The organism is Sagittula salina (genome assembly GCF_017813235.1).
GTDB lineage: Bacteria > Pseudomonadota > Alphaproteobacteria > Rhodobacterales > Rhodobacteraceae > Sagittula > Sagittula salina.
The window spans coordinates 14,114-31,177 of sequence record NZ_JAGISH010000018.1; the positions used below are offsets into that span (position 1 = coordinate 14,114).

Below are 17,064 nucleotides of genomic sequence, written 5' to 3' on the forward strand. Positions count from 1 at the left end.
TCGCGCGTCGTTTTCTGGCCTCCCCGCGCGGGTCGAGGCCCCCGGACGGACCGCGCCGTTGCTACCCGAGAGGCCCCCATGACGCTGATCCTTGCCATCGACCAGGGCACCACCTCCACCCGTGCGATGCTCTTCGACGAGGCGCTGCGCGTGACCGCCACCGCGCAGGAGGAATTCGCCCAGCACTACCCCGCTTCGGGATGGGTGGAACACGACTGCACCGACCTCTGGACCACCACTGCCGCCACCTGCCGGGGAGTCATGGAGAAGGCCGGCGTAAAGGCCGAAGAGATCGCCGCCATCGGCATCACCAACCAGCGCGAAACCACGCTGGTCTGGGACCGCAAGACCGGCAAACCGATCCACAACGCAATCGTCTGGCAGGACCGGCGCACCTCGGACTTCTGCAAGGGACTGAAAGCCGAGGGCTTCGAGGAGACCGTCACCGACCGTACCGGCCTGCTGCTCGACCCGTATTTCTCGGGCACGAAGCTGGCGTGGCTGCTGGACAACGTCGATGGCGCGCGGGCCCGGGCAGAGGCTGGTGAACTCTGCTTCGGCACCGTGGACTCTTGGCTTGTGTGGAACCTGACGGGTGGCGCGCATCACCTGACGGATGCAACCAACGCCGCGCGCACCATGCTGTACGACATCCGCAAGGGCCGCTGGTCACAAACCATCTGCGACCGTCTGCGCATCCCCATGGCCATGCTGCCGGAAGTGCGCGACTGCGCCGCCGATTTCGGCGAAACCCGCCCTGATCTGTTTGGCAAGCCGATCCCCATTCGCGGCATCGCGGGCGACCAGCAGGCCGCAACCATCGGCCAGGCCTGTTTCCAGCCGGGGATGCTGAAATCCACCTACGGCACGGGGTGCTTTGCGCTGTTGAACACCGGGTCCGAACCTGTGCGTTCCAACAACCGCCTGTTGACCACCATCGCTTACCAGTTGGACGGCAAACCGACCTACGCACTCGAAGGGTCGATCTTTATCGCGGGCGCCGTTGTGCAATGGCTGCGCGACGGGTTGAAGATCATCCGCAACGCCGCCGAAACCCAGCCCCTGGCGGAACGCGCTGATGCCGGGCAGGAGGTCATCCTCGTCCCCGCCTTCACCGGGCTCGGCGCGCCCTATTGGAACGCCGAATGCCGGGGCGCGGTCTTTGGCCTGACGCGTAACTCCGGGCCGGAAGAATTCGCCCGGGCGGCACTGGAAGCCGTGGGCTTTCAGACCCGAGACCTGCTGGAAGCGATGCAGGCCGACTGGTCCGGGCAGGGCGAGACGGCGCTCCGGGGGCGGTCCACTGCCACCCTGCGGGTTGACGGCGGTATGAGCGCCTCGGAATACGCGATGCAGTTCCTCTCAGACATCATCGACGCCCCGGTGGAGCGTCCGCCGGTACTGGAAACCACCGCCACCGGCGCGGCATGGCTGGCTGGGGCGCGGTCGGGTCTCCTGCCGGACATGGAGGCCTTTGCCCAAGGGTGGCGTGCGGAGGCGCGGTTTGAACCCGCTATGGAAGACGCGAGGCGCGATGCCCGCTATGCGGCGTGGAGGCGCGCGGTCGAGGCGACCATCGGCTTCGCGGGTGGGCCGTCGCGGTGACCCTTCTGGTCCCGCGCCGCACGCTCAGCGGGCGCGGTAGCCGATTCCGCATTGTCCCGGCCCTGGCCGCCACTACCGGCCCGGTGGTCGTGGTACGGGGCCAGTCGGCCGCATGGGCCGACACGCTGGTCCGTGACCTCCGCCGGATCGGTCGCTCCGTGCTGGAGATCACAGGGCAGGGGGAGCCCGACCTGCCCACGCTGGATGCGGCGCTTGCCGGCCTGCGCCCGCACCGCCCCGGCGCGGTGGTTTCGATCGGCGGTGGCTCTGTCATGGATCTCGGCAAGGCGCTGGCCGCGCTCCTGCCCTCCGCCAACAGTCCCATGACCCACCTGGAAGTCGTGGGGGACGGCCGCCCGCTGGAGGCCGCGCCGCTGCCCTTCGTCGCGGTGCCCACCACCGCCGGCACCGGGGCGGAAGCGACGAAGAACGCCGTGATCGACGTGCCTGCGCAACGGCGCAAGGTCTCGCTGCGGGATGCACGGATGCTGCCCTGGTTGGCTGTACTCGACGCCGACCTGACAGACGGCACACCGTGGCCCGTGACGCTGGCTTGCGGTATGGACGCGCTGACACAACTGATCGAACCCTACCTGTCGGCCCGCGCCCGCCCCGATGTAGACGCGATTTGCCGCGTCGCGATCCCGGAGGCGATGCGTGCTCTGCTGCGGCTATCCCAAGGCAAGGACGGTCCGGCCCGCGATGTGCTGCTGGCGGCCGCGCATCTGTCGGGCATCGCCTTGGCCAACGCGGGGCTTGGCGCGGTGCACGGGCTGGCGGGGGTGATCGGCGGGCAGACCGGTGCACCGCACGGGGCGATCTGCGCCCGGTTGCTCCCCGCCGTGCTGAGGGCGAACCGTCAGGCCTGCATCGAGGCGGGACAGGACGCCACACGCTTTGCCGACGTGGATGCGATGATCGCGGACGCATTCAAGCGCGAGGGTTCCGCAACGGCGCTCCTGCAGGGTTTCCTGCGCAATGCGCCGCTTGCACCACTCCCCGAGATGGACGACGCGCAGGTTGCGGCAATGGCTGCCGAGTCGTCGTCGATGAAGGCGAATCCCGTTGTGCTGTCCACCGCCGTTCTGGCAGGGGTTATCGCGGAGGGGCGCGCCCTCGGCAGCTAGTCCCGCAGTGCCAGCAGGTCGCGGTGCAGCGCCTCGGAAATCTCAACGTAGCCGCGTTCAAGGTTTCTCGCCCGCGCGGCGAAACGGCGCTGCGAGGGCAGCCGCGCGCCCTGTGCGCCGATCTCCGCGAAAAGGCGCTCCGCCCGCGCGTCGCTCTCCTCCTGCGCGCCCCCGCTCAACCGCTCCGGATCGAAGGCCATGATGATCTGCCCGTGACAGGGTGCCTCCGGCTGTCCTTGCGAATGCGCCATGCTGTCGAGGCTGGTCAGGTCGCCGATCAATGGTCCGGCCATCAGCTCCACCATGATCGACAGGGCGGACCCCTTGTACCCGCCAAAGGTGCACATTGCGCCCGCCATAGCCGCCTGCGGGTCCGTCGTGGGCTGGCCCGCCGCGTCCAGCGCGACGCCTTCGGGCAGGGGACGCCCGGCCCGGGCGTAAAGCTCGATCTCGCCGCGCGCAAAGGCCGAGGTGGCGAAATCGAAAACGAATGGCTCCGGCGCAGCGGGGCGCGGCCAGCCGAAGGCCAGCGGATTCGTTCCCAGTGCCCCCCGCGTACCACCTGCAGGCGCAACCCACGCGTGGCTGGGCACCATCGAGAACGCGGCAAGACCCTGCGCGGTGAGCTGCTCGATCTCGGGCCAGAGGGCGGAGAAGTGGTAGCAATGGTTCACGGCCAGCACTGCCACACCATGACGACGGGCCCGTTCCACGAGGTGCGGCAGCCCCGCCTGCACCGCCCGGAGAGAGATTGCCCCGCCCGCATCGGCCCGCACTACGGCGCTCTCATCCAGTGTCAGCACCGGTTCAGCCGCAAGAGCGGCGCGCCCCTGCCGGGCGGTCTCGATGCACATGAAAAGGCGAAACAGCCCGTGCGACTGGCAATCGTCCAGCTGACAAGTGGCCAGCATCGCGGCGATGGCGTCCACATGGTCGAAGCCAAAGCCCCAATGCTTCAGGGTCCCTTCGGCCAGCGTCCGAACCTCGGACGGGGTAAGGCGTATCGTGTCTGACATGTGTTGCCTCTGCCGGTGGGCCGAGCGTCACGGCCACCGGAGAGCTACATCAGCAGGCACCCGAGGGAAAGGCGCGCGTATCGCAGGCGCTTCAGAGGGCCGCAGGCAGGTCGAGCTGCATGCAGCAGCCATTATGACCCGGCACATCGATGACGGCGATCTCTCCGCCCAGTGCCTGCACGACCTTGCGTGCCACGGCAAGGCCGACGCCCGCGGCTCCGGTTTCTTCTCGCGGGCGCATGCAGTAGAGCGGTTCAAATACCTTTTCGCGGTACGGCGGTTCGATCCCCGGCCCGTCGTCAAGGACGGTCAGTACGACGCGCCCACCCGCAGTGGAGCTATTCAGGCGGATACGTCCGCCGCCCTCGTGGTGGTGGAGTATCGGGTTCGACAGCAGAGCATGCGCGAGACGCCCAAGGTCGTTGGGCGGGCCGAGAACTGTCCCGGCGCAGTCAGAAAGATCGAGGGAGAATCCCTCGCGGTCCGGCAGGTGTTCCCAGGTTTCCGCGAAAACCCTCGCCAAGGCCACCGGTGCCGGGGCATCCGAAAGCCGTCCGACGCGGGACAGCTCTGTCAGGCCCTCAAGCACCCGGTCGAGCCCCTTCGCATAGGCCTTCAGCATTTCCATATGCTGCGCGACGCCCTCCGGCAGGGTGATATCGGAATCGCCCAGGTCTTCTTCGATCCATTCCGGAATGACGCGCATCGCGCGCGCATAGGTTTTTAAATCATGCGTGACGATATAAAGAAACGCTTCGAAATCCTGCTCCGTTTCCGTGATATCCTTCATCTTCCTGCTCATTATTGTCAGCGCGCCCACCAGTCGGACAAGTGTTAACAAAATGTCCGGTCTGCATCAAACGTTCTGCCCGTCCAGTTTTTGGCAAAGTCTCATTAATACACTTGAAGCTTTCACCTAGGTTTAAGAACTGTGCGGCGTAATCTATTTCAGGTGCAGGTTGGGGAACGGAGCCGGGAAAAATGGTCGCAAATAATCATTCAGAAGAACTGGCCGCGATCCGCAAGGCCTATCAGGATCCTTCTCACCGGTCAAAAACCCGCGGCACTTTCGAAATTCTGGTGCTTGATGACAACAGTTTCGATCAGAACCAGATAAAACGGGCCTGCGGCAAGACGGGGCTGCCGGTCATGGTGCGTCTGACCTCCACCATGGACGAGTTCGAGGTGGCACTGGACGAAAAAGTCTACGATGTGATCCTGATCGATTACCTTCTGCCGAAGGGCAACGGCTTGGCCGCACAACGGCTGGTGAACAACCACGCGATGAATTTCGGCGCCGCTGTGGTTATGATGTCCTCGACGATGCGCACCGATGTGGCGGTCGCCTCGATGAAGAAGGGGTCGCTCGACGCACTGGACAAGGACGACCTGAACCCTGACAAACTGCGCGAACTGATGATCGCTTCCGCGAAGATCTTTTCCGAAACCTCGCGCCACTGGATCGGCGAACTGCTGGCACAGCAACGGGTGCAGATCGCACAGGACGTGGCAAAGGTCGTGCGCGAGGAAATGGAATTCGGGCGTTTTATCGACACCATCGACAAGCGCATCATCGACATGCTGGCGAGCAAGGGTTTTACCGAAACGGAGGCGTGGAATGCTTCGTACCTGTTTGACTCGGATGAGCCTCTGAAATTTCGCTGAAATAAAGCTGTTGAAAAGTTCAGCGGATGCCAGCCGAAATCTCAATGGGACTGCATCATAATTTCAGAGGGATTTCGATAAAATTCCTGATCTCATATAGTCGGGATTCTCTTGAATTGAGTCGCGGGGTCGTGGATGGTGCAAAACGATCGGTTCACCCGATGTTTCAATTGGGCCACGGTGGAGTGAAAGCCGTGTGCCGCCCCAGAGGAATCTGCTCAGGTTAAGCCGCAAATCTGAATGCCTCGGCAGGCGTGCGCATGACAAGGCCTGATGAGGGCGGCGATTGCTGTAGAAGGCGATCTGTCACCCGGCAGTGCATTGCGCAGCAATGTCACGAGAGGGCAGTCAGCAATCACCCGCAGCGCGTGTTGGATGCTCTCGAAGCGATGCCGATGCACGCGTTGCTCCTTCAGTGTTCGGATAAGGCGCTCGACCATGCCATTCTGTTGCGGGCAGTGCGGCGTGATGAGCGCCTGCTTCAGCCCGTAGCTACGGACGATCGTCGTGAAGTGGTGGCTGGTGAAGAGGAGCCCCGTTGTCCGACCGCAGCAGGAACTTTTCCTCGACCCGGCCTAGGGTGCCGAACCGGGCGATCAACGCGTGCTAAAGGGCGGCGCTGGCGGTCGTGGCCTTGGCGGATCTCGACAGGTGCCAGCCCAGCAGTTCGCGGGTGTGGCAATCGATAACGAGGGCCAGGGAAGCCCAGCCATCCTTGCCGGTCCGGATGCGGGCGATCGGTCGATCACCTCTCGTTTGGCGCGGCAGCGACGGAGGGCGCAGCCTGGATGCGGGGCCGCATGCCCACGGCGCGGTTGCGAACCCATTGCCCGGCAGGCGCATCCGCAGGATGCTGCCCAGACGGGGCAGCCCTTCATCGGGAAGATCCGCTGCACCGTGATCTTGTTGAACCCCAGCAGCCAGGCAACCGTGCGAAAGTCACATGATGGCTCCTCCTGGATCCACTGCCCGGCAGCACATGCTTGCACGTGTGAGAGGGATCTTCTTGATCGGCTCGGCGAAGCGGGGATCGACCTTCGGCGCGGCTTTCACCGGCTTGCAGTAGACCGTGCGGCGGGGAATGCCGAACCACGCGCAGAGCCCGGCGATCGGCACCGCGACGCCCTCGGCCAAGTGGCCCTGCTGGATGCGACGGATCAATTCCCGTCCTGCGCATCCTACAGGGCCTGGAGCCGTTCGATCATTCTCTCGGACCTGTGGCGTTCATGGTCTCACTCGCGCACGCAACCCCGGCATGGCCTCGCCGTAGGCCTCCTGAAGGTCTCTGAGCTGCTTCTCGTATTGCTCGCGGATGTCGAGAGGGTTGGCGTGCAGCGAGTTCTCCATCCCCCGCTTCGCGTCATCGACCCAGCCCTCGATCTCGGAGGCCGTCAAGTCGAAGGACCGGTTTGCCTCCGAAACGGTCGTCTTGCCCTGAATGATCTCGATGACAGGCGCTGTCTTACGCTTCGCCGTCCACCGCTTGATGGTGTCGTCCATCGTCATACTCATCGCTACGTTCTCCCTTGTAGCATGAGCAGGTTTTCACTGGGTCGATACAGCAGTGTGCAGCGCTCTCCGGTGGGGGAGAGCCTGACCGCGCGCTTTTCCGGTTTGCCGGCATGGCAGAGGCCGAGGCCGCATCACGTTCGGTGACGTGCGCGGGCGACGGGTGGCGCTCCATCGGAAATACGGCAATATTTGCATGGTCAACAAGTGGGGTTGCCAATTCGCGACACAAAGATGCACAAAGAGTGGGCGACAGTGTTCAGTCGCGCCCAAATGGCGGGCAATCTACCAGGCCCGCCCTGCCACACCTCTTGCGACACCTGTCCGCCCGCGTGCTTGGGATCGAAATGGGCGGCGCATGACCTGACACGGGGAGAGTGACCTTGCTGCATCGTACAATTCTGGGCCTCATGGGCATGGCGCTGGCCACTGCCGCTTCGGCCGAAACCGCCATGCCATTTGCGCTGGACTGGAAGTTCGAGGGCCCCGCCGCGCCCTATTTCGCCGCCGTCGACAATGGCTATTTCACCGACGCCGGACTTTCGGTGGAAATCTCCGAAGGGCAGGGCTCGCTCGACGCCATACCGAAGGTCGCCACCGGCGCCTTCCCGGTCGGCTTTGCCGATATCAACAGCCTCATCAAGTTCCTCGACCAGAACCCCGGCGCGCCGGTGACTGCGGTGATGATGGTCTATGACAAGCCGCCCTTCGCCATCGTCGGGCGCAAGTCACTGGGTGTGGAAACCCCGAAGGATCTGGAAGGCCGGGTCTTGGGCGCACCGCCCCCCGACGGCGCATGGGCGCAGTTCCCCATCTTTGCCAAGGAAAACGACCTCGACATGGAGAAGATCACGGTGGAGCCCGTCGGCTTCCCCACACGTGAACCCATGCTGGCCGAGGGGAAGGTTGCCGCGGTGACGGGTTTCTCCTTTTCCTCCTATCTCAACCTCGTGCGTCTCGGCGTTCCGGAGGACGATATTTCCACCATCCTCATGGCGGACAACGGCGTGGACCTCTACGGCAACGCCATTATCGTCAATACCGACTTCGCCAGCGAAAACCCCGAGGCTGTGAAGGCCTTCCTCGCTGCCGTGGCAAAAGGCTGGACCGACGCCATAGCCGACCCGGCCACCGCCATCCAAAGCCTGGTGCAACGCAACCCCGCCGCCGATGCCGCGCTGGAGCAGCGCCGCTTGCAACTGGCGATCGACGCGAACGTGGTGACCGACTGGACAAAAGCCAACGGCATGGGCCCGATCGATGCCGACCGCTTCGCCAATTCCCTGGACCAGATCAAGCTGACCTACGAATTCAAGGCGGAGCCCGACGCTACCCTCTACTTCGACGGTGCCTACCTGCCCGAGGGCGGTTTCGCGCTCCAGTAAGGCGGCACAATGTCGGTGGGCTGAAAACCCACCCTACGGCCGGGCGCGCCCGTAGCGCCCGGCCCGAACAGGGACAGAAAATGACCAACCTCATCGAGATCCGGGACGTCCGCCACAGTTACCAGACCCAGAGCGGGCCACTTCCGGTGCTGGACGGGCTGAATGTTACCGTGCCCACCGGCGGCTTCTGCGCCGTGGTCGGCCCCTCGGGCTGCGGCAAATCCACTCTTACGCGCCTCATCGCCGGGCTGATGAAGCCCGACCAAGGCGAAGTCTGGCTGCATGGCGAACGCGTCACCGGCCCGCGCAACACTGTGGGCATGGCCTTCCAGAACCCCGTGCTGCTGGAATGGCGCACGATCCTGCAGAACGTCGTCCTTCCGCTGGAGATCGTTCCGACGAAACTGTCGCGAAAGCAACAGGAAGACCGCGCGCGTTACCTGCTCGCGCTCGTCGGCCTCTCGGGGTTCGAGGATAAACGCCCCTCCGAACTGTCAGGCGGGATGCGCCAGCGCGCCTCGCTGTGCCGGGCACTGGTACACCAGCCAGAGGTCCTGATCCTTGATGAACCCTTCGGCGCGCTCGACGCCTTCACCCGCGAGGACCTCTGGCAGACCATGCACCGGGTCAAGGAGAAAGAGCCGTTTACCGGCGTGCTCATCACCCACGATCTTCGCGAGTCGATCTTCCTCGCCGATCAGGTGATCGTGTTGTCGGGCCGCCCCGCCCGCACCCAGTTCGTGCTGGATGTGCCGGACACGGGGCCGCGCGACCTCGACCACCTCTACACCGCGCAGGCAGCCGAGATGCTGCACGTCCTGCGCCACCAGATCGAGATTGCCCAGGGCCGCGCCGCCGCCTGATCCCCGCGCCGCGCCCCTGCTTCTTCTTGGTCCCAATACTCACTGCGACCGCGCCGCCCGATACGCCCTCGCCCGCCCAAGAGACCCCTGCCCATGCGCCTCAAAGCCATCCTCACCCCGATCGTCGCCGTGCTGGTTTTCCTCTCGTTGTGGGAGGCGCTGGTCTGGATCATGGGTTGGCCCAACTACAAGATGGCATCACCCTCCGACCTTGTCCCGGCCTACATCCGTTACTGGAACCTGTTTCTTGTGATGGGGTGGCAGACGCTCTGGCGGACGGTTGCGGGGCTCCTTCTGGCCATAGTCGTGGGCACCGCACTGGGCATGGTGATGGGCTTTTCCCGCACCATGCGCGACGCCCTTTACCCCCTTCTGGTGGGCTTCAATGCCATTCCCAAGGCGACCGTTGTGCCGATCATCGCGCTGATGTTCGTGGGCTACCACGACGTCAACACGGTGCTCATCGCCTTCATGATCTCCTTTTTTCCCATCGCCGTTTCGATCTCTATCGGGCTCTCGACTCTGGAACCGGAGTACCGCGACATCCTGCGGTCCCTCGGTGCCTCGCAATCCACGATCTTCTGGAAGATTGCCCTGCCAAAGACCCTGCCGGAGTTCTTCGGGGCGCTGAAGGTGGCGGTCACGCTGGCCTTCATCGGCACCAACCTGATGGAGATCGTCTCCCCCCACGGTAGGGGCCTCGGTGCGCTGTTCGATTCGGGCAAGACCAATGCCGACTACCCGCTGATGTTCGCGGTTCTCATCGCGCTCGCCTTCCTCGGCATCGTTCTCTACTACGTCGTCGTCGCGCTGGAAAAAGTCTTTGCCGGCTGGGCGGAGCGCACACCGACCTGAGAGGGCCCCTCTGGCTGGACCCCAAGGGGCAGAGCCTCTTCTACATCAAGGACAATCCCGCCGACGTTGACAGCGTGTCCGGATATTGTTTACGTGTGAACAATATCGACGCCAGATCGACACGTGGGCCATCGTGCCCGCGCGCACCGGGAGGACAGCATGGATACGACGGAAACGCTCGTCACATACGAGCGGCGCGGTGACGTCGCGTTGATCGGACTGGACCGCCCGGCCAAACGCAATGCCATTTCCGACCGCTTCGTCGAAGCCATCCACGACGCCGTGCAGCGTGCCCAGACGGAGGCTCGCGCAGGGGTGATCTTTGGCCACGGGCCGCATTTCTGTGCCGGGCTCGACCTTGCCGAACATTCGGAAAAGCCGCTTTTCGATGCGGTCAAAGGATCGCGCCGCTGGCACGCGGTCTTTGACGGGATCGAGCGTGGCACCATCCCCTTTGTGGCCGCCATCACCGGCGCGGCGGTGGGCGGCGGCTTCGAACTGGCGGCGGCGGCGCAAATCCGGGTGGCGGACGAAACCGCCTTCTTCGCACTGCCCGAAGGCCAGCGCGGCATCTTCGTCGGCGGTGGCGGTTCGGTCCGCATCGCCCGGCTGATCGGCCCGGCGCGCATGGGGGACATGATGCTGACGGGGCGAGTTCTGAAGGCAGCGGAGGCCGAGGCCTGGGGCGGCGTTTCCTACGTGGTGCCCGAAGGTGCCGCGCTGGAAAAAGCCGTGGCCCTGGCCGAACAGATGGCGACCAACGCGGAGTTCACCAACTACGCCATCATCAACGCGTTGCCGCGTATCGCGGATATGTCTTCGGAGGACGGGCTGTTCACTGAAACGATGGTAGCCTCGCTCGCCACCATGACCGGCGACGCAAAGGATCGCCTGCGCGCCTTTCTCGAAAAGCGCGCGGCGAAGGTGGCGAACCCCAATGCCTGACGCCGGACCAGACGGGGCGCGGGACAATAACCTCGACTACGGCCCGCTGGGGCAAAGCCTCGGTTTTCTCCTGCGGCTCGCGCAGTTGCGCAGTTTTGCGACCTTCTACAAGGACATGGGCGCCCTGGACATTCGCCCCGGTGAAATGACCCTTCTGATGGTGCTGGCGGAAAACCCTGGCGTGCGGCAGGGCATTCTGGCCAAGGCGCTGCGGATCAAGCGCGCCCATATGACCAAGATGGTGCACGGAATGGAGGCCGACGGCCTGATTGCCCGCACCGTTCCCGAGGGCGACAAACGCTCGGTTGAACTGTGGCTGACCGAGGCGGGACGGGCGCGCATCGACGCCGTGCGCCCCGACTTCGGTCGTCACGAAGCAAAGGCCACGGGTCCCCTGACGCAGGCGGAGGCGGCGGAGCTTCGCCGCCTGCTGCGCCGCTATGTGGGCTTCGACGTCCCGGCGGACGCTGGCTGCGACGGAGGGGGCATGAGATGAGCGACCGGGTCCTGATTGCGGGCGGCGGCATCGGCGGGCTGGTCATGGCGTTGACGCTGCACCAGATCGGCGTGCCCTGTTCGGTCTTCGAAAAGGTACGCACCCCGCGTCCGCTGGGCGTCGGCATCAACATCCAGCCAAACGCGGTGCGGGAACTCTACGACCTCGGGATCGGGGCGGAGGCGCTGGATCGGGCAGGCATTCCGGCACGGGAATGGGCGCTGGTCGGCCTGAATGGCAACGACATCTACGCCGAACCGCGCGGGACGGAGGCGGGCTACGCTTGGCCGCAATACGCCATGCATCGCGGCGCCTTCCACATGCTCCTGCTCGACACCTTCCGTGCGCGGGCGGGGGATGCGGCGGTGGTCACCGGCGCCGCCGCCACGGCCTACGAACAGGACGACGGCGGAGTAACCCTGCACCTGCAAACGGTCGACGGTCCGCGCACGGAGCGCGGCACCCTGTTGATCGGCGCGGAGGGCATCCATTCGCCGGTGCGTGCGCAGATGCACCCCGACCAGCCGCCGATCCACTGGGGTGGTGCGATCATGTGGCGCGGCACCACGCGGGCGAAACCGATCCGCACCGGGTCCAGTTTCGTTGGCCTCGGCACGCACGAACACCGCATGGTGATCTACCCGATCTCGCACCCGGACGCCGACGGGCTGGCGCAGGTCAACTGGATCGCGGAGCGGACGGTGGACGCCTCGCAGGGCTGGTCCTCGGACGCGTGGTTCCGCGAGGTGGCGATCGCCGATTTCGCGCATCATTTCGACGGCTTTCGCTACGATTGGCTGGACGTGCCCGCGATGTTGCGCGGGGCGCAGGTCGCCTATGAGAACCCGATGATCGACCGTGACCCGCTGCCTTTCTGGTCGCAGGGCCGCGTCGCGCTGATGGGCGACGCCGCGCACGCCATGTATCCCACCGGCTCGAACGGGGCCTCCCAGGCGGTGATCGACGCCCGGACACTGGGTGCCTGCGTGCTCGAGGCGGGCGTGGGTCCGGCGGCGCTGAAGCGTTACGACGACCGGCTCTGTGGTCCGGTGGGGGAGCTGGTGCTGCGTAACCGGGGCGCGGGGCCCTTCGGGCTGCTGAACCTCGTGGACGCGCGCTGCGGCGGCAAATTCGACGACATCGACGCGGTGATTCCGGCGGAAGAACGCGCGGCCTTCATGGCGCGCTACAAAAAGGCGGCAGGATTCGCGCGCGAGGCGCTCAACGCCGCGCCGCGCACGATCCCCGAAGGCGCGCGCGTGGGTTAGGGGTTTCCCTTTCGGGCAAGCGCCGCCAGTCTGACGGCAAAAGGGACAGGGAGAACGGGACATGCTGCGACGCAGGCTTGGGGCCGAGGGGCCGGAGGTATCGGCGCTGGGAATCGGGGGGATGTCGTTCTCGAACTTCTACGGCCCGGTAACGGTGGCGGAGTCGCACGCCGTGCTGGACGCGGCGCTCGATGCCGGGGTGGATCACATCGACACCTCCAACGTTTACGGCATGGGCATTTCCGAAGAAACCATCGGCGCCTGGCTGAAGGCGCGCGGCGGCGAAAGCCCCTACCGCATCGCCACCAAGGCGTCGATCACGACGGATACCGAGGGGCGGCGCGCCTACGACAATTCGCTGGAGCATCTCGAGGCGGAACTGGACGGCAGCCTGAAACGGCTCGGGGTGGAGCGGGTCGATCTGTTCTACATCCACCGCCGCGATCCGCGGCTGGAGATCGAGACGGTGATGGACAGCCTCCTGACGCTGCGCGCCAAGGGCAAGATCGACATGATCGGCTTCTCCGAGATCGCGCCAACCTCGCTGCGCCGCGCCGCGGCCGTGGCACCGGTCGCGGCGGTGCAGTCGGAATATTCGTTGCAGACCCGCCAGCCGGAACTGGGGCTGGTGCAGGCCTGCGAGGCGGTGGGTGCGTCGCTGGTGGCGTTTTCCTCGGTCGGGCGGGGGCTGCTGTCCGACACGCCGCCGCAACCGGGCAGCTTTGCCGACGGCTCCTTCATGGCGACGAATCCGCGCTTCTCGGGCGGTAACCACGAGCGTAACCTTGCAGCGACGGACGGGCTGCGCGATCTTGCCCGCGACGTGGGTGTGCCCACGGCAACGCTGGCCATTGCTTGGGTGCTGGGGCAGTCGCCGTCGGTGCTGACGATCCCCGGCACGCGCTCCGTTGCACATCTGAACGAATTGGTGATGGGCGCGGAGTCGGTCATGGACCCGGAGTTGCTGCTTGAGATCGAGCGCCGCCTGCCGGTGGGCTGGTGCCACGGTGCACGCTACTCCGACGCGCAGATGTCGGGACCAGAGCACTACTGCTGATCACGACCGCCTGAGGATGTCTGACTGAAGGGGTGGATCGCGGGACGCCATGCGGCCCGCCCGGTCTGTGGCCGCGCCGCGGGGGCTTCGCCCCCGAACCCCCAGGAGTATGTGGACCAGGAAGAAGCGGGGGACACTCGGGGGTGCAGGGTGACGGGGGTTGTCACCCGTGTTGCGCGGGCGGATCGCCACCAGCGCTATGGAGGGCTTCGTTCCGCCAGGATCACGCGCGGGTCCCCGGACCAGAGCGCATCGACCAGATCGACACGGTGCCGCAGCACGGCGCGCTGGTTGATCGACCCCTTGTCGGTCACCTCGCCCCTGTTGAAATCCAGCGGCGCGGCAAGCCAGAGCGCTCGCGTCACCCGGCTGGCCGAGCCGGTGGCGACCTGTGCCGCCCGCGCCAGCCGCTCGGCCGTGGCATGGCGCACGTCCGGGTGGGTCAGCAGGGCCTCGCCCTCCAGGTTCGCGCCCGCCAGTGTCCTGAGCGCGGAGAGGTTCGGTACCAGAAGCGCACCCAGTTCCCGCTGTCCCTCGCCCGCGATGACGCAGTCGGAGGCCATACCGCCCATGGCATCGGTCAGCGCCGCGCGCAACGGCCCAACGGCGACCCATGTCCCCGAGGCGAGCTTGAAATTCTCCGCCAGTCGCCCATCGAAAAGGACACCCTTGGCGGGATCGTCCGGGTCCGCGAGCCGGAAGGCGTCGCCGAAACGGTAGAAGCCTTCCTCGTCGAAAGCTTCGCGCGTCAGGGCCTCGTTGTGCCAGTAGCCGGGGGTGATGGAGGGACTCTTTACCCGCGCCTCGAGCTTTTCGCCCTGTGGTACCAGCTTCAGCGTCACCCCATGCGCGGGCAGGCCAAGGTTGCCTGACATGCTTTGCCGCGCGGTGTTGATGATGCTGAACGGACCCGTTTCGGTCGAGCCGAAGCCGGTGGTCAGCAGCACGCCGCCGGGCACCATGTCCTCGGCCACGCGGGTGATGCGGTCCCAGACGTGCTGGCTCATGCCCGCGCCGGCGTAGAAGAGCATCTGGATACGTCGAAAGAAGGTGTCGCGCAGGCGCGCGTCCGTTTCGAAGGCATCAAGCAGCATCTGATAGCCGAGCGGCACGTTGAAATACCAGGTGGGGGAAATCTCCCGCAGGGTCTCTATGGTCTTGCCGATGGCCTGCGGCGTGGGCCGGCCATCGTCGATGTAATAGGTGCCACCATTATAGAGCACCATGTTGAACACCTTGTTGCCGGACGCCGTGTGGTTCCACGGCGCCCAATCCACGACAACTGGGGGCGTATCGCGCAAAAACGTAAAGCATTGCAATACCATCTGCTGGTTCGAGCAAAGCATCCCGTGGGTCTGGATCACTGCTTTCGGTGTCCCGGTGGTGCCGGAGGTAAAGAGGAATTTCGCGACGGTTTCACGTGTGACGGCGGCGCTGGCGCGGGCCTCCTCGGGGCCGGGGGGCGTGGTGACGAGATCCTCGAACGCGACGGTTTCAAAGCCCTCGACCGCGCCCTCCACCGTGACGACGGGGATGTCGGGGGCAAAGACGGCGCGGATGGCGGCGGCGAAAGGCTCTGCCCGGTCGGCAAAAATCACACCGGGCGAAATCTGCGCGGCGATGTCCCGCAGTTTGAGGAAATCGCCGCCCGAGAGCGCGTAGGCCGGGGCCAGCGCGGCGGAGGGAACGCCGACGTGTTGCGCGCCCAACGCCATGACCGCGTGCGCGATGGAATTTCCGGAGAGGATCAGGACAGGGCTGTCCTTGCCCAGACCCCGCATCGCAAGCCACTGGCCCACACGCCGGATCTGGTTGCGGGCTGTACCGTAGGTCAGCCGGGTCCAGCCATCGGGCCCTTTCTCCGCGATCCACGGCCGGTCCGGGGTGCGCTCTGCCCACTCGGCGAAACGGTCGGACAGGCACCGGGGGTAGTTCCCCAGCGGCTCTGCCTGTGTCATCACGATGCTGCCGTCGGCGCGGTGCTCCACGCACAGCTTCGGATCCCAGAACGGCACCGCGCGCCGCTCCCGTGTCAGGGTGTCCGCCATGTCTCCTCCTTCCCGGCGCGTCGGCCGGGTCCTCCGTCGGCCACGTTGACTCGAATCACGGGTATTGTCTACTAGGAAACAATTCGTGCTGTTCCGGCGCGAGGAGACCCGCGATCCCGCTTCGCGGGCGAGGGGAGGCACCATGAACATCGACGATCTCGTCGCCATCGACTTTCACACCCACGCCGAGGAGCCCTGCTGCGGCCCGCGCGATGACGGATACGACGAATTTCAGGCCGGGATGGCGAAGTATTTCCGCAACCCGGCGGGGGCGGACGGGATGCTGCCCTCGGTGCAGCAGACGGCCGAGTATTTTCGCGACCGCAAGATCGGCGCGGTAATCTTCCCCGTGGACGCGGAGCGGGAAACCGGATTTCGCCGCTACAAGAACGAAGAGGTGGCGCAGATTGCCGCCGAGAACGCCGACATCCTGATCCCGTTCGCGAGCATCGACCCCCACAAGGGCAAGGCAGGCGCGCGCGAGGCGCGGCGGCTGGTGCGCGAATTCGGCGTAAAGGGGTTCAAATTCCACCCGACGATGCAGGGATTCTACCCCAACGACCGCGAAGCTGCCTACACGCTGTACGAAGCAATCGCCGAGGAAGGTGCCATCATGCTGTTCCACACCGGCCAGACCGGGGTCGGTTCGGGGATGCGCGGCGGCATGGGGATGCGATTGAAATACTCCAACCCGATGTACCTCGACGACGTTGCGGTGGACTTCCCCGACACGCCCATCGTCATGGCGCATCCGTCTTTTCCGTGGACCGAAGAAGGGCTGGCGGTCGCCCAGCACAAGCCAAACGTCTACTACGATATGTCAGGCTGGTCGCCGAAGTATTTCCCGGAGATCTTCATAAAATACGCCAACTCAATCCTGAAAAAGAAGATGCTCTTCGGTTCGGATTGGCCCGCGATCACCCCTGACCGCTGGCTGAAGGATTTTGAAACCATCGGGATAAAGGACGAAGTCAAGCCGCTGATCCTCAAGGAAAATGCCCGCCGCATTCTGAAAATGTGACACGGTTTCGCCGAGCCTGCGCGCTGCGCGCGCTCCCCCGGAGGTGTTTTGAACGCGGAGAAGCAGGAAGGCGGCGCGATGAAGCACTGTCACGAGGGGCGGTCAAACGGGTCACCGAGGGCGGCCGCAAATCCGGGCCAAGCCCCTGCTTCTTTGCTTTTGAAATACTCCTGGGGGTCCGGGGGCAAAGCCCCCGGCGCGTGA

The 17,064-nt window shown here is 65.2% G+C and carries 17 protein-coding genes; 11 read left to right on the plus strand and 6 right to left on the minus strand.

The window, feature by feature from the left end:
- Window positions 1-78: 78 nt before the first annotated feature.
- Window positions 79-1,605, plus strand: coding sequence for a glycerol kinase GlpK (glpK, locus tag J5474_RS20480; protein ID WP_209363589.1), 1,527 nt, complete (start codon window positions 79-81; stop codon window positions 1,603-1,605).
- Entirely contained in the window at window positions 1,602-2,732 is a 1,131-nt protein-coding gene (locus tag J5474_RS20485; protein WP_209363590.1) for an iron-containing alcohol dehydrogenase, read from the plus strand. The genes glpK and J5474_RS20485 overlap by 4 nt, the downstream gene beginning before the upstream one ends.
- Here the strand turns inward: J5474_RS20485 and J5474_RS20490 are convergent.
- Both J5474_RS20490 and J5474_RS20495 read right to left on the minus strand, forming a co-directional pair.
- Window positions 2,729-3,748: an Ldh family oxidoreductase gene (locus J5474_RS20490; RefSeq protein WP_209363592.1), complete on the minus strand. Its 1,020-nt coding sequence runs from the start codon at window positions 3,746-3,748 to the stop codon at window positions 2,729-2,731. The genes J5474_RS20485 and J5474_RS20490 overlap by 4 nt on opposite strands.
- A 91-nt stretch (window positions 3,749-3,839) precedes the next feature.
- Window positions 3,840-4,538 carry a sensor histidine kinase gene (locus J5474_RS20495; protein ID WP_209363594.1) on the minus strand — a complete coding sequence of 233 codons (699 nt, stop codon included), beginning with the start codon at window positions 4,536-4,538 and terminating at the stop codon, window positions 3,840-3,842.
- 191 nt (window positions 4,539-4,729) lie between these two features.
- On the opposite strand from J5474_RS20495, the gene J5474_RS20500 reads away from it, so the two are divergent.
- Window positions 4,730-5,413, plus strand: coding sequence for a response regulator (locus J5474_RS20500; RefSeq protein ID WP_209363596.1), 684 nt, complete (start codon window positions 4,730-4,732; stop codon window positions 5,411-5,413).
- A gap of 218 nt (window positions 5,414-5,631) precedes the next feature.
- Here the strand turns inward: J5474_RS20500 and J5474_RS23330 are convergent, their stop codons facing one another.
- From J5474_RS23330 to J5474_RS20515, 3 genes are all read right to left on the minus strand, one after another.
- Window positions 5,632-5,916, minus strand: coding sequence for an integrase core domain-containing protein (locus tag J5474_RS23330; RefSeq protein ID WP_209363689.1), 285 nt, complete (start codon window positions 5,914-5,916; stop codon window positions 5,632-5,634).
- A 436-nt stretch (window positions 5,917-6,352) separates the two neighbouring features.
- On the minus strand, window positions 6,353-6,574 hold the full coding sequence (locus J5474_RS20510; RefSeq protein ID WP_209363598.1) for a hypothetical protein: 222 nt from the start codon (window positions 6,572-6,574) through the stop codon (window positions 6,353-6,355).
- 63 nt (window positions 6,575-6,637) lie between these two features.
- A complete protein-coding gene (locus J5474_RS20515) occupies window positions 6,638-6,925 on the minus strand; it encodes a DUF1153 domain-containing protein (protein WP_209363600.1) in 288 nt (95 codons plus the stop codon).
- 407 nt (window positions 6,926-7,332) lie between these two features.
- On the opposite strand from J5474_RS20515, the gene J5474_RS20520 reads away from it, so the two are divergent.
- The 7 genes from J5474_RS20520 (at window position 7,333) to J5474_RS20550 (ending at window position 13,791) form a co-directional block, all read left to right on the plus strand.
- A complete protein-coding gene (locus tag J5474_RS20520) occupies window positions 7,333-8,307 on the plus strand; it encodes an ABC transporter substrate-binding protein (RefSeq protein WP_209363691.1) in 975 nt (324 codons plus the stop codon).
- Window positions 8,308-8,387: 80 nt separating this feature from the next.
- Window positions 8,388-9,170, plus strand: coding sequence for an ABC transporter ATP-binding protein (locus J5474_RS20525; protein ID WP_209363602.1), 783 nt, complete (start codon window positions 8,388-8,390; stop codon window positions 9,168-9,170).
- 93 nt (window positions 9,171-9,263) lie between these two features.
- Window positions 9,264-10,025, plus strand: coding sequence for an ABC transporter permease (locus tag J5474_RS20530; RefSeq protein ID WP_209363604.1), 762 nt, complete (start codon window positions 9,264-9,266; stop codon window positions 10,023-10,025).
- 159 nt (window positions 10,026-10,184) lie between these two features.
- Complete coding sequence (locus J5474_RS20535; protein WP_209363606.1) at window positions 10,185-10,970, plus strand: crotonase/enoyl-CoA hydratase family protein; 786 nt, start codon at window positions 10,185-10,187, stop codon at window positions 10,968-10,970.
- Entirely contained in the window at window positions 10,963-11,466 is a 504-nt protein-coding gene (locus J5474_RS20540) for a MarR family winged helix-turn-helix transcriptional regulator (protein ID WP_209363608.1), read from the plus strand. Before J5474_RS20535 ends, J5474_RS20540 begins: the two co-directional genes overlap by 8 nt.
- A complete protein-coding gene (locus J5474_RS20545) occupies window positions 11,463-12,734 on the plus strand; it encodes a flavin-dependent oxidoreductase (protein ID WP_209363610.1) in 1,272 nt (423 codons plus the stop codon). The genes J5474_RS20540 and J5474_RS20545 overlap by 4 nt, the downstream gene beginning before the upstream one ends.
- Window positions 12,735-12,795: 61 nt before the next feature.
- On the plus strand, window positions 12,796-13,791 hold the full coding sequence (locus J5474_RS20550; protein WP_209363612.1) for an aldo/keto reductase: 996 nt from the start codon (window positions 12,796-12,798) through the stop codon (window positions 13,789-13,791).
- Between the two features lie 197 nt (window positions 13,792-13,988).
- On the opposite strand, the gene J5474_RS20555 is transcribed toward J5474_RS20550, so the two are convergent.
- Window positions 13,989-15,839, minus strand: coding sequence for a feruloyl-CoA synthase (locus J5474_RS20555; RefSeq protein WP_209363614.1), 1,851 nt, complete (start codon window positions 15,837-15,839; stop codon window positions 13,989-13,991).
- Window positions 15,840-15,981: 142 nt separating this feature from the next.
- Here J5474_RS20555 and J5474_RS20560 point away from each other — a divergent pair, with 142 nt between their 5' ends.
- On the plus strand, window positions 15,982-16,860 hold the full coding sequence (locus J5474_RS20560) for an amidohydrolase family protein (RefSeq protein ID WP_209363616.1): 879 nt from the start codon (window positions 15,982-15,984) through the stop codon (window positions 16,858-16,860).
- Window positions 16,861-17,064 lie beyond the last annotated feature (204 nt).

What these genes read in the sequence shown, in the direction of transcription:
- J5474_RS20545 (WP_209363610.1), top strand. Translation starts at nt 11,463, where the DNA reads ATGAGCGACCGGGTCCTGATTGCGGGCGGCGGCATCGGCGGGCTGGTC.
- J5474_RS20555 (WP_209363614.1), bottom strand. Translation starts at nt 15,839, where the DNA reads ATGGCGGACACCCTGACACGGGAGCGGCGCGCGGTGCCGTTCTGGGAT.
- J5474_RS20495 (WP_209363594.1), bottom strand. Translation starts at nt 4,538, where the DNA reads ATGAAGGATATCACGGAAACGGAGCAGGATTTCGAAGCGTTTCTTTAT.
- J5474_RS20515 (WP_209363600.1), bottom strand. Translation starts at nt 6,925, where the DNA reads ATGAGTATGACGATGGACGACACCATCAAGCGGTGGACGGCGAAGCGT.
- J5474_RS20560 (WP_209363616.1), top strand. Translation starts at nt 15,982, where the DNA reads ATGAACATCGACGATCTCGTCGCCATCGACTTTCACACCCACGCCGAG.
- J5474_RS20540 (WP_209363608.1), top strand. Translation starts at nt 10,963, where the DNA reads ATGCCTGACGCCGGACCAGACGGGGCGCGGGACAATAACCTCGACTAC.
- glpK (WP_209363589.1), top strand. Translation starts at nt 79, where the DNA reads ATGACGCTGATCCTTGCCATCGACCAGGGCACCACCTCCACCCGTGCG.
- J5474_RS20535 (WP_209363606.1), top strand. Translation starts at nt 10,185, where the DNA reads ATGGATACGACGGAAACGCTCGTCACATACGAGCGGCGCGGTGACGTC.
- J5474_RS20500 (WP_209363596.1), top strand. Translation starts at nt 4,730, where the DNA reads ATGGTCGCAAATAATCATTCAGAAGAACTGGCCGCGATCCGCAAGGCC.
- J5474_RS20530 (WP_209363604.1), top strand. Translation starts at nt 9,264, where the DNA reads ATGCGCCTCAAAGCCATCCTCACCCCGATCGTCGCCGTGCTGGTTTTC.
- J5474_RS20490 (WP_209363592.1), bottom strand. Translation starts at nt 3,748, where the DNA reads ATGTCAGACACGATACGCCTTACCCCGTCCGAGGTTCGGACGCTGGCC.
- J5474_RS20520 (WP_209363691.1), top strand. Translation starts at nt 7,333, where the DNA reads ATGGGCATGGCGCTGGCCACTGCCGCTTCGGCCGAAACCGCCATGCCA.
- J5474_RS20525 (WP_209363602.1), top strand. Translation starts at nt 8,388, where the DNA reads ATGACCAACCTCATCGAGATCCGGGACGTCCGCCACAGTTACCAGACC.
- J5474_RS20550 (WP_209363612.1), top strand. Translation starts at nt 12,796, where the DNA reads ATGCTGCGACGCAGGCTTGGGGCCGAGGGGCCGGAGGTATCGGCGCTG.